Source organism: Pedobacter cryoconitis (assembly GCF_003259615.1).
Lineage (GTDB): Bacteria > Bacteroidota > Bacteroidia > Sphingobacteriales > Sphingobacteriaceae > Pedobacter > Pedobacter cryoconitis.
The window spans coordinates 27,598-42,864 of the sequence record NZ_QLLR01000001.1 but is presented as its reverse complement, the minus strand read 5'-3'; the positions used below and the strand labels follow the sequence as shown (position 1 = coordinate 42,864).

Below are 15,267 nucleotides of genomic sequence, written 5' to 3'. Positions count from 1 at the left end.
AAAATGAAAACTCAATATATAATACGCAATGGTTATAAGTACGCACTGTCTGCTTTTCTTGCACTAACAGTACTTACATTTGCCGGTTGTAAAAAAGACTTTGAAAAATACAATACCGATAATACAGGTATCGGTACCGGGAAGTTTCAGATTGGACTGGTATATCCAGGTATCCAGGCTTCTATTTTTGGAGGTGAAGGTGATTACCAGCTGAACCAGAACTTAAACGCAGACTGTTACTCAGGTTATATGATGTCTCCAAACCCTTTCAGAGGAAATATCAGTAACTTAAATTACAGCCTGGTAGACGGATGGAATCAGAATGTTTTTGTGACTTCTTTTACCAATTCACTGTTTGCCATCAATTCGATAGGAAAGGCAGGTACAAGAACTGCACTTCCTGATTTCTGGGCTGTTGCTTTAATCCTTAAAGTAGAGATCATGAACAGGGTAACTGATAAATTCGGTCCTATTGCTTACAATGCAGCGGGAAAAACGTTAATGGGAACTCCTTATGACTCTCAGCAAGCGGTTTACAATCAGTTTTTTCTGGAACTGGATACAGCAGTAACCAACCTGAATACTTATATCAAAGCTAATCCTGCACAAACTCCATTCAAACAATATGATCTGGTTTATGGCGGTGATTATACCAAATGGTTAAAATTGGCTAATTCATTACGTTTACGCTTAGCCATGCACATTGTGAAAGTTGATGCTGCAACAGCACAAGCACAAGCTCAAAAGGCTTTAGATCCAGCTAATGGTGGTGTTCTGACTATAAATGCAGACAACGCTGGTGTTTCAGGCGGCGGAACGCATAATCCGCTGGAAGTTATTACAACCAGCTGGACAGATATTGCTTTAGGAGCTCCGATAGAAACCTATTTAACCGGATACAATGACCCGCGTTTACCGGTATACGCTACACCAGCGGTGGATGCGCGCTTTGCTGGTCAGTATAAAGGTATCCGTATCGGATCAATTGTAACTGCCAAACCTGGTTATAATGGTTACTCTTTATTAAATAGCAAAACTATTGTGACGAGCAATTCACCAATGATGATCATGAACGCTGCTGAAGTATGGTTCCTGAAAGCAGAAGCAGCTTTACGCGGATGGACTGGTGCAGGTGATGCACAAACAAATTATAACACTGGTATCCAGACTTCTCTGGCACAATGGAAGGTGTCTAATGATGCTTATCTCAATGATGCTACAAGTTTGCCAACTGCTTATGTTGACCCTGGAAATGCAGCGAATAACTCGCCAGCTGTTTCAACCATTACTATAAAATGGGATGGTGCAGCTGCGAATGAGCAGAAACTGGAACGTATTATCACGCAGAAATGGATTGCGATGTTCCCTGAAGGTCAGGAAGCCTGGACAGAATACCGCCGTACAGGTTATCCAAAGCTATTTCCTGTAGTCACTAACAACAGTAATGGAACGATCGACAGCAAAATACAGATCCGCAGATTAGCTTTCCCTCAAAATGAATATTCCAGCAATGGGCCGGAAATTGCGAAGGCCGTTCAATTATTGAATGGTCCGGATAATGGCGGAACAAGATTATGGTGGGATGTAAATAAAGCGAATTTCTAAACCTCTGAATTAATAATGACTCTCCAGTTAACGTCTTAAGCATTTGCTTAAGGCGTTTTTTTTATACGCTTATAAGTCGTTGAGGATAAAACAAGTACAACCAAACATTATTATGTTATATTTGTTCATCAGTTAATAATTTCTAATTATTTTAACGATATATTCATTAATCATGGAAAACAAAGCCCCAGAAAAAACGGTAACTAAATTAGTTGAAGAACCTAAAGCAGTTAAAACAGTAGTAGATATTCTTTCTAAAGACCTGGAAGCTATTAAGGAACTTTTAAAGCGCAAAGATTTGACCCGGAAAAGTTAATTTCTTTGGCCCTTTCAGGCTCAAAGATGGTTTTTCTGATTCGTCAGCTTATACTTGTTTCTTGTGCCGCAGGCAGATTTGATAATATCAATCTTATCTTTCCTGGTTCCGCGGCTTAATATATCAACCACGCGGGAAGGGGAAATTTCCAGTTCGTATTCATTTTTATATTGCTCAGCAATCTCTTTGGTGGTCTTTGGCTCATTGAAGAATCCTGATTGCAGCAATTCGTCCATAGGTTTTACATAGTTAGGGAGCTTATCTTTTAAATAGGCTGTATCTATATTTCTTGCCGTAATATAACGTCTGATATTTTCTCTTAAAACACTTTTTGGAGGAATTGGAAAATCAGGATCTGACAATTGATAATGCTTCACCCCGAAAGTATTACTTAGCGTCTGCTGCGCCAGAATCCCAATATTAACATCCCCTTTTTCAATAGAAGCAATGTAGGATTGATACAATTGAGCAAACGTAGCTAAGGCTTCCTGCGAAATATTAGCCTCTTTCCGAAAAGTCCTCACCCGGTTTCCGTATTCTTTTAATGCACTTTTATCATTTTCTGCCACGATTGCAAGATGATAATTATTAATTGTCTTAAATCATCTATAATGTTATTTTTATGTAAAATAAATGTTTATATGAATTATAAATTATTGCTATTAAATATTAAAAATATCTAAATGTAAAAATTAGTTCTATTGCGAATAGGCTAACAACCAGAACTTTAACGGAATTGTGATTACACCTATAGACGTAAATCTTAAACAGGCATAGGAGATTAATCGGTTTTTTATTACTGTAAGTAAATAAAAGGCTTGAAATCTAAAACACACACCAATAAATATGCAGGAGTTAATTGTTCATTCTAACCGGTCTATTAAAGAACCTCCCGATTAACAGCGGCGAAAAGGAATCAGCAGACCTAAATCAAACAGGTTAATACTCATGAGGTCTGCTGACTTCTAAAATGGTAAAACTAGTCCAGTACATAAGCAGTTTGATGTTTGATCTCTGTCATTACAAACGAGCTTTGGACATGTGCAATGTTTTCTATGGTGGCGAGTTTATTGGAAAGGAAATTCTGATAACTATTCATGTCTTTGACTACAACTTTCAGCAGGTAATCAAAATTGCCAGCTACATGGAAACACTCCATCACTTCAGGGACCTTAACGATAGCGCGCTCAAATACATTGATCAGCGGTTTGGAATGCAGTTGCAAAGAAACATTAATGAAAGCAACAATGGTCTTGCCAATCTTTTCTCTGTCCAGTAAGGCTACATATTCTTTCACTACACCACTTTGCTCAATTTTTTTGAGTCTTTCGTAGGTAGGAGTGACCGTCAAACCTATTTTACCAGCAATCTGTTTTGTATTCAGCCGGGCATCTGCCTGTAAAACCTTTAAAATCTTCTTGTCAACCGGGTCAAACGCTTCCATGGTAGTTTTTTTATACTGTATTAATTAATTTACAACCTCTTAAAAGGTTTAAAAATCCTGTAAATATCCATATAATAGTGTTTGTTTTCTAATTTATGCCAAATAATAGTTTTAAAGAATCAGGATTCCTTAATTTACATATCATTTAAACCAATTGTATTTGTAAAATGGAACAGCATAACTTATCAGCGGAAAACGCAGGGAGACTGAAGGAATTAATGGAGAGATTAACTGCTGATTCGGAGTTAATGCTTGGATACCCGGTATCGAAAGATTTTGATTATTCTGAACTGGCGAAATTTCTGAACTATCCAATTAACAACCTTGGAGATCCTTTTGTGGCCTCTACCTATAATGTAGGGACGCGTGAAATGGAAAGGGAAGTACTGGAATTTTTTGCGTCATTGTTCAGAGCTCCGGTCAATAACTGGTGGGGATATGTGACCAATGGAGGTTCAGAAGGAAATCTTTATGGTTTATACCTGGCCCGGGAAATTCATCCCAAAGGAATGGTCTATTTTTCGCAGGCCACGCACTATAGTGTGCAGAAAAACCTGCACCTTTTAAATATGCCTAATATTGTAATCCGTACACAGGCAAGCGGCGAGATTGATTATGACGATCTTAGAGATACAATCAAAATGAACAGACATATGCCTGTGATCATCTTTGCCAATATCGGGACCACAATGACCGAGGCCCGTGATGATGTACGCAAGATCAGAAGTATTTTACAGGAACTGGCCATACAACATTATTATATTCACGCAGATGGTGCGCTTTCAGGGAGCTACAGTGCTTTCATAGAACCCCGTCCGGCATTTGATTTTGCTGATGGTGCGGACAGTATCGCCATTAGCGGACATAAATTTATAGGCTCTCCGATCCCTTGCGGCGTAGTGGTGGTGAAGAAGAATAACCGCGACCGTATTGCCCGTTCGGTATCTTATACAGGCAGTATGGATACGACAATTACCGGGTCCAGAAACGGACATACCCCTTTGTTTTTATGGTATATGATTAAAAGCCTGGGACTGGAAGGGTTTAAGAAAAGAGCCTTGCATAGCCTTGAAGTAGCTGCTTATGCGGAAATGAGGTTAAAAGAGATAGGTATCAATGCCTGGAGAAATCCTGATTCGATTACTGTTAATTTACCTGAACCAGCTTCACATGTCAGGATCAAATGGCAGCTGGCTTTAGAAAACGGATGGTGCCATATCATTTGTATGCCCAATGTAACTAAACATCAGATTGATCAATTGGTCATGGAAATTGCAGAAACTAATGTAATGTTATCTGTTTCTTAATTCTGAACAGTATATCATTTAAATCAAAAGGCTTACTGATAAAATCATTGGCACTGCATTGCTGAAAAACGGTATCTGCCGAAGCATGTGCAGACATCACGATAATCGGTATGTCTTTTGTTTGTTGCATCGTTCTGATTTCCTTGCATAATTCCAGGCCATTTCCATCAGGGAGCATGACATCGAGCAAATACAAATCGGGAATGCTATCTTTCATAGCCGCATGGAACGAAGAAATATCCGGGAAAAGGCGCACTTTATAACCTTCATCTTCTAATATAAATTCTATGATCTGTCTTATATCCTGATCATCTTCTACAACATGTATTTGCTTCATCATTTCTCAATAGGTTTCTAATAGAAATAAGCCCGTTTTCATCCTTGTGATGGAAACTGGCTGGCAGAATATACTATTGATAGAATAGATGGCAAACCTTGTACCAAATAAGTGTTTTTCTTAAATTAAAAATTAAGGGGGTTGAACTTCCCGGTAAAACCCCCTCAATGAGAGCCGGCATCCACCGGTATGGAATAAATTATCTGTTCAAATATAAAACTGTGTCTGATGCTAAAAAATGACAAGGATCACTATTCAATTAATCGCATCTATGTGGCTTTTTCTTAACTTTGCATTAAGGCAATAGAGGAGACTCTAGTCTTCAGACAAAACAAGACCATGAAGATAATAACTATTTTAAGCTCCTGTTTGCTCATTACGGCATTCAGCCTGATGAACGTGAATGCTCAACCTGTACGCGAATTATCAGAATTCCCACTGCATGCACATTTTGTGCGCTCTAATAAACCTATGGTTGTATTCCTGACTGGTGATGGCGGATGGAACAATTTTTCGGAGTCAACCGTAAAAGAACTGGTTAAAAGCGGGTATTCAACACTGGTACTCGATACCCGCAAATATTTCTGGACACAGAAAACACCTGATCAGTTTGCAAAAGATATGCAGGTGATCCTGTCTTCTTATCTGAAAACCTGGAATAAGGAATCATTTTCTCTGGTTGGTTATTCTTTTGGGGCAGATGTTGCCGCTTTTGTACCTTCCCGTTTACCGGGCCATTTAGCAGAAAAACAAAACTCCCTGGTTTTACTTTCGCCAGGTTTTTCGACCGGATATGTAGTTAAACTGAAAAACTTACTGAATTTCGGGTCTACTGACAAAGAGAAATATAAAGTGACCCCTGAATTAGCGAAATCAGTAATTCCTGTCTGGTGTATTTTCGGTAAAGACGAGGATAGTGAGTTTTATAAGGCTTTAAAGCAAACGGATAAAATACATAAGGTTACGATCCCTGGCTCTCATCGTTTTGACGATGATATTCCCCAGGTAACCAGGGCGATTATAAAAGGGCTGTAAAAAAGAAACGGGGATAAGTCTCCGACTCATCCCCGCTATCTAAATTAACGCTCTCATATATACAGACGCTCATAATTGAGCTTTATTGTATAGACCCAAAAATAAATCTGTAATTATTTTATAATTAAATCACAGACGAAACCTTAAATTTAACTGTCAAATCAAATCATTATGAAGTTATATAGCCTTATCCTGTTTTTATCCGGGATTTGTTTGCTGAGTTATTCTGAGGCTTTTGCGCAGCAAGCCTTGGTCAAAGCGCCCAATAGTGGCCTGAATACACTGCAAATCAATAGAAATAAGATTGATTCACTGGATAAGAAACTAATGGAATTGATTGGAGAGCGGGAAAGGGCAGTCAAAGAGATCGGCATTTATAAGGCTAAAAATAATATTCCGCCCCTGCAGGCAGACCGCTTCAAACAGGTATTGGAAAAAAGTATCACCACAGGTGCAAAAGAAGGTTTATCAGCTACCTTTGTGACCGAAATGATGAATGCCATCCACATAGAAAGTCTTAGAATTGAAGATGAAATTAAATTAAACTTCCATGGCAAATAATGTAAATATCACTTCCAGCGGCATACAAAAGGTTTTGCGTAATTACAATGAGAAACAGGCGCTGGCTGAGTATATCTGGAATGGTTTTGATGCCAATGCTGATACGGTAGAAATTAACTTTACGGCCAATGAACTGGGCTTCATGGATCGTCTGGAGATTTATGACAACGGTTATGGAATAAATTTTAAAAATCTTAAAGTTAAGTTCGATCCTTTTTACGAATCTGAGAAAGCACTTCAGCTTGCTGTGAACAGGAACAGGTCTGTGATGCACGGTAAAAATGGAGTAGGAAGGTTAACCTTTTTTAAGTTCGCCAATGATGCCGAATGGCAAACTACTTTTCTGCATAATAATGTACTGAAAAGCGGCAGGATTATGATTGGGGTATCCGCTTTGAATAATTACCAGGCAAATTTGCTGGATATGCCTTTAAGTGAAAAAACAGGCACCAGGGTATTGTTCTCCAATATCAAGATTTTAGAGGAGAATATGGAACAGGAGATCATTCCTTTTCTGAAAGCAGAGTTTTGCTGGTTTCTGGAATTGAATAAAAAGAGGAATTATTCCATTGTAATTAATGGTGTGCCGCTTGATTATTCTGATAATATCCAATACTATGAAGAGGGTATTCTGCTGAAGGATGAAAGCACACAGACGCTGTTTAAGCTGAAGTTCGTACAGTGGAAAGAGTCTTTACATAAAGAACTATCCAAAGTTTATTATATCAACGAAAGGGGCGAAGAGAAGTTTAAAGAATATACGACCCTGAATAAAAAGGCTGACGAATATTTTCACAGTGTTTATATAGAAAGTGAATTTTTTACTGATTTCGATTTCAGCGGAACAGAGTTCGATACGCAGGTGAAATTATATAACCGTTCAAAATCATCACCGGAATATAAGTTACTCAGCAAAAAGGTGAATGAACTGCTCCGGGCAAAAAGGAAGTTTTTCCTGAAAGAATATTCCAGTAAACTGCTTCAGCGTTTTGAAAATGAAGGCGTACTTTCTTTGAGTGATAAAGAACCACTTAATCCCAAAAGAAAAGAAGACCTGCTGAATACGCTGAAAGCCATGTATGAAATTCAGCCGAAAATATTCAGTAACCTTAGTATAGATCAAAAAAAGACCTTTATAGCGCTAATTGATGCCTTACTGGTTTCTGATCAGCGGAGTAGCCTGCTGCACCTGCTGGAGAATATAGTTGACCTGGAAGAAGAAGAAAGAGCTGAGCTTACTACCTTATTAATGGAGTAAGCAATTCATTTTTTCTAAGGCTTTGCAATTTTACTGATTTCCTTTTTACTCAGGATATGAATAGTAAAGCCTTCTTTTTTTAGCGGATGATCGCTTTTATCTGTAGCTACTTCATTAATTGCTTTGGCTGCTGCCAGTCCTGATACGATCTCTCCAAATACAGTATAATCCTGATCAAGACGCGGGATGCCACCTGTAGTTTTATAAGTTTCCCGTTGTGCGGCAGAGAACTTTATACCTTTTTTTAATTCCAGTTCATCCAGTTCAGCATCAGTCTGTATTTTTCCTTCGACCAGGTAAATCTGATCCAGGTAAGAACTCTTTTCCGGATTGTCATTTCTTCCCGCCCCTAAAGCTCCTTTTTTATGAAATAGTTCTGGCCTTATTTCGGCCGCCAGGCGCTGAACATGGGCATGCGGATTAAGTTTTTCTCTGTCCAGTATGGTATCATCCAGCTCTCCGCCCTGACTTACAAAATTTTTAATAACCCTGTTGAACTCCTGATCTTTAAAAAGCCCTTTTTTAACCAGGCTGAGGAAATTGTCGCGGTGATTGGGAGTTGCATCATAAAGCATAATCAGGATGTTTCCTTTGGAGGTAGAAAGGCGTACATAGTTAGTCTGTGCTTGAACGGTGCAAATCAGGAAAGCTAAAATGATAGTCAGGATTGATATTTTCATAAGACGATTTTAAGTAAACTGAAGCGTGCGCTTAACATATAAATGTATAACCAGCATCACCATGCCGATCATAATGGAAACATCAGCAAGGTTGAAAATGCCGGTTTTAAGGATATAGAAGTCTATATGCAGAAAATCGGTTACCGAGCCATACAGAAGCCTGTCATATAGGTTTCCTAAGCCTCCGCCAATTACAAAACAGATACCCAGTACCAGTAAGTTATTGAGCTGACTATTTCTCAGCAGATAATAGATGCCATAGCAAAGTGCCAGCAGCGGGATCAGAGAAAGGAATATAAACTTTACAGAGTCTGCCATTGAATCACCAGTGCTTAAAAAGGCACCAGAATTCTCAACTTTGGTTAATATTAAATGATTACCAATTACATTGATCGTTTCATGGTAAGCTATATTTTGACGGGCTACATTTTTAGAAAGCTGATCGCAGCCTGCATTAGCCAGTACAAGTAGTAAAATAGATAGATTTCTTAAGATAAGTTTCATCCGGACATTGATTTTCGGTATAAACTTAATCCGTTTAGTTTATAATCTCAAATTTAAAAGATTTCTTATCAGTGATGATGAAATAAATCTGGCTATTATAAGATAAGATATAAAACAGAAGTCCGCTCTTATTGTTATATCCCGAATAAATCAAATTATAACGTTCATGGAAAAGAAGAAAGAATCCTTTTTTGAGCAATTAGCTACAAAAATAACTTGCTGGACGGGGAGTTCTGCAGCATTCGGTATAGCCTTATCAGTTGTCATTGTTTGGGGGATCAGCGGGCCGGTCTTTAAATATTCTGATACCTGGCAGCTGGTGATTAATACCGGGACCACTATCATTACCTTTATGATGGTCTTTTTAATCCAGAAATCTCAGAATAAAGATTCCAAAGCTATCCAGTTAAAATTAAATGAATTGATTGCTGCCAGCAGGCATGCGAGTAACAGGATGGTGGATATTGAGGATCTGACTGAGCAGGAATTGGATGTACTGCATAAATATTACCAGAAGCTCTCTGATATTTCTGAAGAGGATGATGATATTCATAACTCTCATTCTATAGATGCTGCAAATAACCTGGAAAAAGAGAAAATTGAGCACCGGAAAAAATATCACAACGAATAAATAACATTAAAAAGCCTGAATAGTGATTTACTATTCAGGCTTTTTTAGATTTAATACTTAACATTTTACTCTGCTGCAGCTTCTTCATTTACATAAGCCGTTGCGATTTCAGTTAAAGCTACATCAGTCGCTTTCTCATTGTCCAGCGTCTGTTGTAATAAACTCGCTACTTCTGTATGTCCCATGTTCTGAGCGAATACCGCTAATGTACCATAGGTAGCAATTTCGTAATGCTCCACTTTCTGCGCAGCCAGGATTAAACCTGCGTCCCTGGTTAATGTACCTTTGTCAGTGTCGGCAATAATAGAATCAGCTTCTTCCAATAAACCAGCCATTGCATCACATTTCTTAGCTGCAGGTTTTGTCTCCAATAAGGCAAACACTTCTTCTAAGGTGTCAATGTGTGTTTGAGTCTCCTGTGTATGTTTCTCAAACGCAGCTGCAAGCTCTGGACTTGTCGCTGCTTTTTTCATTTTAGGAAGCGCTTTAACCAGGTGTTTCTCTGCCCAGTAAATATCCTTCAGTTCATCTACAAAGAATTCATGGAATTCAGAATCCTTCATTTTTCCAGTCAGACCAGTTGTCTTTTTTGAACTTGCTTTTGTCGTTGTGTTAGTTTTTTTTGTTGTAGTTGCCATGTTCTATTGATTTTGAGTAGCCATAACCACTCATCGATAGAAAGGTTTATATTATTTTATTATTTTGCAGGAAACAGCTGTTCAGCCATCTTCTGATCATGGCCATAAATGTCTTCTCTGAAATTGATCAGTCCGTTTTTATCTACCCAGCTGGTAAAATAAGCAATGATTACCGGAACCGGGGTTTTCATCGTTACCCACACCTCTTTTTTAGAATTCATGGCCTTGTCAATTTTCTCAGTCGTCCATTCCGGTCTGTCCGTTAGTAAATATTCAGCTAATGTTTTCGGCTTTGCCAGGCGGATACAACCATGGCTGAATGCCCGTTTATCCTCCGAGAATAAAGATTTTGCAGGGGTATCATGCAAATAGATATTATAACTATTTGGAAATAAGAACTTGACACGACCTAAAGAATTGGTGTTTCCTGGCTTCTGACGAATCAGCGGCAGCCCATCACTAAAACCATACTGTTCCATATTTTTCTGCGCCAGGTAATTGCGGTTTTTGCGCATTGCAGGCAAGACTTCTGCGCGGACAATACTTGGCGGGATATTCCAGTACGGGCTGAAAACGATATTTTTTAAAGTATTGCTGAAGATCACAGTCTTGTTTGCCGCTTTTCCAACTACGATACCCATGTTGAGTACTTCTTTTTTAGCTTCAAACACATGTAACTTATATTCCGGGATATTCACTAAGATCAGTTTACCTTCAGGCATCAGCGGTGACCAGCGGATTCTTTCCAGGTTAATCAGCATTTGCTGGATACGGGATTCCACAGGGGCATTTAAAGCTGCCAGTAATAAACGATCTGGTTTCCCGGTTTGTCTGTACCCAAATTGCAGCTGTGCTTTTTTAACGGCCGCGGTTACCTCTGTATTGTAAACTGAAGTAGAATCTTTAGCCTCCAGATCTCCGAAATCTATCAGCCGCTGCTTAAACTGTAAGACTACTGCGCCCGAATCACCTACTTTGATAGCTTTAAGTGCAGTTGCATCTATTTGCGGCCAGCTGCCTCTTTTCTGAATACTATACCAGCGGATCAGTTCTTTATTCAGCGTTTTATAATACCCATTTACAGGCTCCCATTCCGCTACACCAGCGCCTTTTTTTGCGACCAGTGAATCCAGTAAAGCGACTGCGTTAATCTTTTTCCTGGGAATATACCATTGCAACGCTGCGGGATCTACTTTTCCGGCATAGGCGTTGGTTACAAAATTAAAGAAATGCTGGGTCAGTTCCAGTTCCAGCTGAACCAAAGCCGGGCTTACCGCAAGAATAGCAGTGTCTTTACTAATTAACCCATCGAGTTGTTTTCGTAACAACAATTCATTTTTAGAACTGTCTCTGGAAGTCGAATCATAACGCTTATCCAGTGCGTAGAATACCCTGGTTTGTTCTGCCAATCCTTTTTCTGTTAACCAGGCGAACTGGAAATTACGGCTATTGTAAAAGTTCCTCAATCTTAATGCTGAACTATCTTCTAATTTAGCTCCGGTGATATATTTCTCCAGTTCCATACTATCAATTAATAGTTTGGTCACTGCATTTTTAGGCGTAATAGTAACGTCCCTGGCTATTTTTTTAACCTCTTTCCGCTGACATTGTATAAAAAATAAAGAAGTCAGGATAATTAATAGTAAAGCAGGAAGCCTTGTTCTTGAAAAATTGAAGCGTAACTTTAGTTTCATAGGTATGAATATAAGTAAAACGTTGAAATTAAATTATTGCGGGCCAGGAGTTAGAAAGAACTCATCAACTTTGTGGTTAAATTCATCTTTATGCTCAATTAATGTGGCATGACCAGACTTAGGAACAATCCATAACTGGCCTTCGGGAATGTTTTTTGCAATCAGGACCGTATGTTCCGTATTGATCAGGTCATGATCACCCCCGATAATCAAAGCCGGACATTTAACCTGTTTTAAAGCAGTCAAAGGAATATTTGGCTGATTCCAATCGAGTAAAAATACTTTCCAGTCATTCTTTTCCTTCGCAGTGGCAAAAGCTTTGTCCTTACCAGAAAGGAAAGTTTCCTGCTCAGACTTCCAGAATTCTGGTTTCAAAGCTGTAGAATCCGGCCATAAATTAGCTCCTGTAGCTGCAAGTTTAATCACTTTATCCGGATGGCGTATAGCCAGCAGCAAAGCATTGATCCCGCCATCACTCCAGCCTACTACATAAGCCGATTTTACATTTATAGAATCCAGCAGGGCTGCATAATCATCAGCCATCATTTCAAAGCTGAGCGAATCCCGCAGGTCTTCAGATTTGCCATGTGCACGGCTATCGGCCACAATAACCTGGTATTTTTTAGAGAAATAGGGGATATTGCCCGCAAAAGAGCTGATGTCACCACCATTCCCATGAATCATCAATAAAGGTTTACCCGTACCATATATTTCATAGTACATTTTAAACCCCCTGATATTGAAGTATTTTCCCGTCTTTTGATTATTACCGTAATTGATGACCTGGCTCTGACAAGCACTGATCAGCAAGGTCAATACACAGGCAGCACAGATAATCAGATCTTTTATACGCATGATATTTTAGCATTTATAATGTTTCTTCGCTGAAACACAATACTCAAATATTGCGATTAATTAGTTAAAAACAGGATTTTGACCTGTTTTTGTTCGTATTTTGATCAATATTTACTCCAAAAATATAAAGGCGGGAAAAGTAATATTATATTTGTCGCGACAAAATCTAACCTGATTCATATTAATGCAGACTAAACAGTTGACCTGGCAGTTCGCCTGGGAATATCCGGCCTTCAGGGTAAAATTTATATCAGGAATCTTAATGATGTTCCTGATACTTTTTTACCTGCAGGATTTTTTCTTGTTTATACAGGCCAGAAACGGGGTTTTGATGCACGACTGGGTACTTCACTGGTTACCGGCCCATGATGTTTCCGATTATATCTTTCTGATCCTTTATCCGGCAACAGGATTTTTCATCTGGCGGTTAATCAAAAATTCTTCGATCTGCATGATTGCCTTATGGGGATATATTTTTCTCTGCCTGGCCAGGATGCTCACGATTTCGCTGATCCCGCTCGATGCCCCTGTAAACCTGGTACACCTGAGTGATCCTTTTTCTATCATTTTTTACGGATCAAATCTGATTACCAAAGACCTGTTCTTTTCCGGTCATACGGCTACTTTATGCCTGGTGGGCTTTTGCCTGGAAAATAAAACTGAAAAGGTTATTATCTTCATTGCTACAGGGATATTAGGCATTTTATTATTAGTTCAACACGTTCATTATACCGCAGATGTACTGGCCGCACCGGTTTTTAGTTACATATTCTGGTATCTTGGCCGGGCAGTAGCCAGGATATAATTTTGATAATCCTTAAATTGGCCGATTCTTTAAAGCCGTTTAGTTTTAAACGGTTTATATCTTTACATATAATTTTAACCAGGGAATTTGCCATAAAGGCTTATTTCATATACCCTTTTGAATGGAAGTCAAAAATTTAGAACCTCAGGAACTTTGGAGTAGCTTTGTGAAGCTGAACGCCGTGCCCCGTGCTTCAAAAAAAGAAGAACGTGTCATTGCATTTATGGTCAGCTTTGGAAATGACCTTGGTCTTGAAACCGTGACAGACCGGACCGGAAATGTAGTGATCAAAAAACCTGCAACTCCGGGAATGGAAGATCGTAAAACAGTGATTTTACAGTCTCACCTTGATATGGTACACCAAAAAAACAGCGATACCGTGTTTAATTTTGACGAACAAGGCATTGAAATGTTTGTGGAGCAAGACTGGGTAAAAGCAAAAGGGACCACACTGGGCGCTGACAATGGAATAGGAGTAGCGACGATCATGGCTTTATTAGCTTCTGCAACGATCCCGCACCCTGCATTGGAAGCGATGTTCACCATTGATGAAGAAACTGGTATGACAGGCGCTAAAGAGCTTGATCCTGCTAATTTCTCCGGGACTATCCTGCTGAACCTCGATACCGAAGAAGATGATGAACTAACCATCGGCTGCGCCGGAGGAATAGATACCAATACAAACTACACTTATCAGCAAGAAGCAGTAAAAGCTTTGAGCACTGCGTTTGAAATTACGATCAAAGGGCTAAAAGGCGGACATTCAGGAATGGATATTCATAAAGGCAGGGCAAATGCCAATAAACTGATGAACCGTTTATTCTTTACAGCGGCTCAGACAATTGGTTTACAGCTGAGTACCATCAATGGAGGCAGTTTAAGAAATGCAATTCCAAGAGAGTCTGCTGCCGTAGTCGTAGTAGCCAGTACAGAAAAAGCAACATTTGAAGCATTTATAAAAGAATTCACTGCTTTAATTCAGGAAGAATATCAAACTGTAGAACCAGCATTAACTATCGTACTCAGCGAAACAGCTTTGCCTGCACAGGTGATGGTAAATGCTGACTTTAAAAAGATCGTCAATACAATTTATGCGATGCCAAATGGTGTTTTCAGAATGAGCCCTGATATTCAGGATCTGGTTGAAGCCTCCAGTAACTTAGCGCGGGTCATTGTTAAAGATGGTGTATTCATCACCCAGTCTTTACAACGCAGCAGTGTAGAAAGTACTAAAACAGACGTATCCAACTCGATCCGTGCTGCTTTTGAAAATATGGGCAGTGAAGTTTCACAAGATGGCGACTATCCTGGATGGAAACCCAACCCTGACTCCGATATTTTAAGATTAATGACGGGTATGTATGAAACTGCTTTTGGCAAAGCGCCAAAGGTTGATGCTTGTCACGCAGGCCTGGAATGTGGTATTCTGGGAGGTCATTTACCAGGAATGGACATGATCTCCTTTGGACCGACTATCAGGGGAGCACATTCTCCGGATGAACGGGTACAGATTTCTTCCGTTCAGAAATTCTGGGGCTTCCTGCTGAGCGTATTGAAAGAGATCCCAAAAAACACTAAATAGAAAAGAATTAATTAT

The 15,267-nt window shown here is 39.2% G+C and carries 17 protein-coding genes; 9 read left to right on the top strand and 8 right to left on the bottom strand.

Features of this window, described 5'->3' with window-relative positions:
* Nucleotides 1-3 precede the first annotated feature (3 nt).
* Both LY11_RS00205 and LY11_RS26555 read left to right on the top strand, forming a co-directional pair.
* Nucleotides 4-1,605, top strand: coding sequence for a SusD/RagB family nutrient-binding outer membrane lipoprotein (locus LY11_RS00205; protein WP_245952527.1), 1,602 nt, complete (start codon nt 4-6; stop codon nt 1,603-1,605).
* A gap of 172 nt (nt 1,606-1,777) precedes the next feature.
* A complete protein-coding gene (locus tag LY11_RS26555; RefSeq protein WP_170132590.1) occupies nt 1,778-1,921 on the top strand; it encodes a hypothetical protein in 144 nt (47 codons plus the stop codon).
* A 20-nt stretch (nt 1,922-1,941) separates the two neighbouring features.
* Here LY11_RS26555 and LY11_RS00200 read toward each other — a convergent pair whose 3' ends face one another.
* Together LY11_RS00200 and LY11_RS00195 are read right to left on the bottom strand one after the other, a co-directional pair.
* Nucleotides 1,942-2,490 carry a helix-turn-helix domain-containing protein gene (locus LY11_RS00200; RefSeq protein ID WP_170132589.1) on the bottom strand — a complete coding sequence of 183 codons (549 nt, stop codon included), beginning with the start codon at nt 2,488-2,490 and terminating at the stop codon, nt 1,942-1,944.
* Nucleotides 2,491-2,900: 410 nt separating this feature from the next.
* Nucleotides 2,901-3,365, bottom strand: coding sequence for an Lrp/AsnC family transcriptional regulator (locus LY11_RS00195; RefSeq protein WP_111631726.1), 465 nt, complete (start codon nt 3,363-3,365; stop codon nt 2,901-2,903).
* A 167-nt stretch (nt 3,366-3,532) separates the two neighbouring features.
* Between LY11_RS00195 and LY11_RS00190 the strand changes: the two genes are divergently transcribed.
* Nucleotides 3,533-4,672, top strand: a complete 1,140-nt coding sequence (locus tag LY11_RS00190; RefSeq protein WP_111631725.1) for a histidine decarboxylase — start codon at nt 3,533-3,535, stop codon at nt 4,670-4,672.
* Here LY11_RS00190 and LY11_RS00185 read toward each other — a convergent pair.
* Entirely contained in the window at nt 4,647-5,012 is a 366-nt protein-coding gene (locus tag LY11_RS00185) for a response regulator transcription factor (protein ID WP_111631724.1), read from the bottom strand. The two genes, LY11_RS00190 and LY11_RS00185, sit on opposite strands and share 26 nt — an antisense overlap.
* Nucleotides 5,013-5,348: 336 nt before the next feature.
* On the opposite strand from LY11_RS00185, the gene LY11_RS00180 reads away from it, so the two are divergent.
* From LY11_RS00180 to LY11_RS00170, 3 genes are all read left to right on the top strand, one after another.
* Nucleotides 5,349-6,044: an AcvB/VirJ family lysyl-phosphatidylglycerol hydrolase gene (locus LY11_RS00180; protein WP_111631723.1), complete on the top strand. Its 696-nt coding sequence runs from the start codon at nt 5,349-5,351 to the stop codon at nt 6,042-6,044.
* A gap of 171 nt (nt 6,045-6,215) precedes the next feature.
* A complete protein-coding gene (locus tag LY11_RS00175) occupies nt 6,216-6,605 on the top strand; it encodes a chorismate mutase (RefSeq protein ID WP_111631722.1) in 390 nt (129 codons plus the stop codon).
* Nucleotides 6,595-7,863, top strand: coding sequence for an ATP-binding protein (locus LY11_RS00170; RefSeq protein ID WP_111631721.1), 1,269 nt, complete (start codon nt 6,595-6,597; stop codon nt 7,861-7,863). Before LY11_RS00175 ends, LY11_RS00170 begins: the two co-directional genes overlap by 11 nt.
* 14 nt (nt 7,864-7,877) lie before the next feature.
* Here the strand turns inward: LY11_RS00170 and LY11_RS00165 are convergent, their stop codons facing one another.
* Together LY11_RS00165 and lspA are read right to left on the bottom strand one after the other, a co-directional pair.
* Nucleotides 7,878-8,543, bottom strand: coding sequence for a peptidylprolyl isomerase (locus LY11_RS00165; protein WP_111631720.1), 666 nt, complete (start codon nt 8,541-8,543; stop codon nt 7,878-7,880).
* 9 nt (nt 8,544-8,552) lie between these two features.
* Nucleotides 8,553-9,047 (bottom strand): signal peptidase II, encoded by a 495-nt coding sequence (gene lspA, locus LY11_RS00160; RefSeq protein ID WP_111631719.1) that lies wholly within the window; start codon nt 9,045-9,047, stop codon nt 8,553-8,555.
* A gap of 166 nt (nt 9,048-9,213) precedes the next feature.
* Between lspA and LY11_RS00155 the strand changes: the two genes are divergently transcribed.
* On the top strand, nt 9,214-9,678 hold the full coding sequence (locus LY11_RS00155; RefSeq protein ID WP_111631718.1) for a low affinity iron permease family protein: 465 nt from the start codon (nt 9,214-9,216) through the stop codon (nt 9,676-9,678).
* Nucleotides 9,679-9,743: 65 nt separating this feature from the next.
* Here the strand turns inward: LY11_RS00155 and LY11_RS00150 are convergent, their stop codons facing one another.
* From LY11_RS00150 to LY11_RS00140, 3 genes are read right to left on the bottom strand one after another with little or no spacing between them, the layout of a single operon-like run.
* The gene (locus tag LY11_RS00150) at nt 9,744-10,316 is read right to left on the bottom strand and encodes a YciE/YciF ferroxidase family protein (protein ID WP_111631717.1); all 573 of its coding nucleotides are present in this window, start codon (nt 10,314-10,316) and stop codon (nt 9,744-9,746) included.
* A 59-nt stretch (nt 10,317-10,375) separates the two neighbouring features.
* A complete protein-coding gene (locus tag LY11_RS00145) occupies nt 10,376-12,010 on the bottom strand; it encodes a L,D-transpeptidase family protein (RefSeq protein WP_111631716.1) in 1,635 nt (544 codons plus the stop codon).
* Nucleotides 12,011-12,043: 33 nt separating this feature from the next.
* A complete protein-coding gene (locus LY11_RS00140; protein ID WP_111631715.1) occupies nt 12,044-12,865 on the bottom strand; it encodes an alpha/beta fold hydrolase in 822 nt (273 codons plus the stop codon).
* Between the two features lie 184 nt (nt 12,866-13,049).
* Here LY11_RS00140 and LY11_RS00135 point away from each other — a divergent pair, with 184 nt between their 5' ends.
* Together LY11_RS00135 and LY11_RS00130 are read left to right on the top strand one after the other, a co-directional pair.
* Nucleotides 13,050-13,670 carry a phosphatase PAP2-related protein gene (locus LY11_RS00135; protein ID WP_111631714.1) on the top strand — a complete coding sequence of 207 codons (621 nt, stop codon included), beginning with the start codon at nt 13,050-13,052 and terminating at the stop codon, nt 13,668-13,670.
* 121 nt (nt 13,671-13,791) lie between these two features.
* Entirely contained in the window at nt 13,792-15,252 is a 1,461-nt protein-coding gene (locus LY11_RS00130; RefSeq protein ID WP_111631713.1) for an aminoacyl-histidine dipeptidase, read from the top strand.
* Nucleotides 15,253-15,267 lie beyond the last annotated feature (15 nt).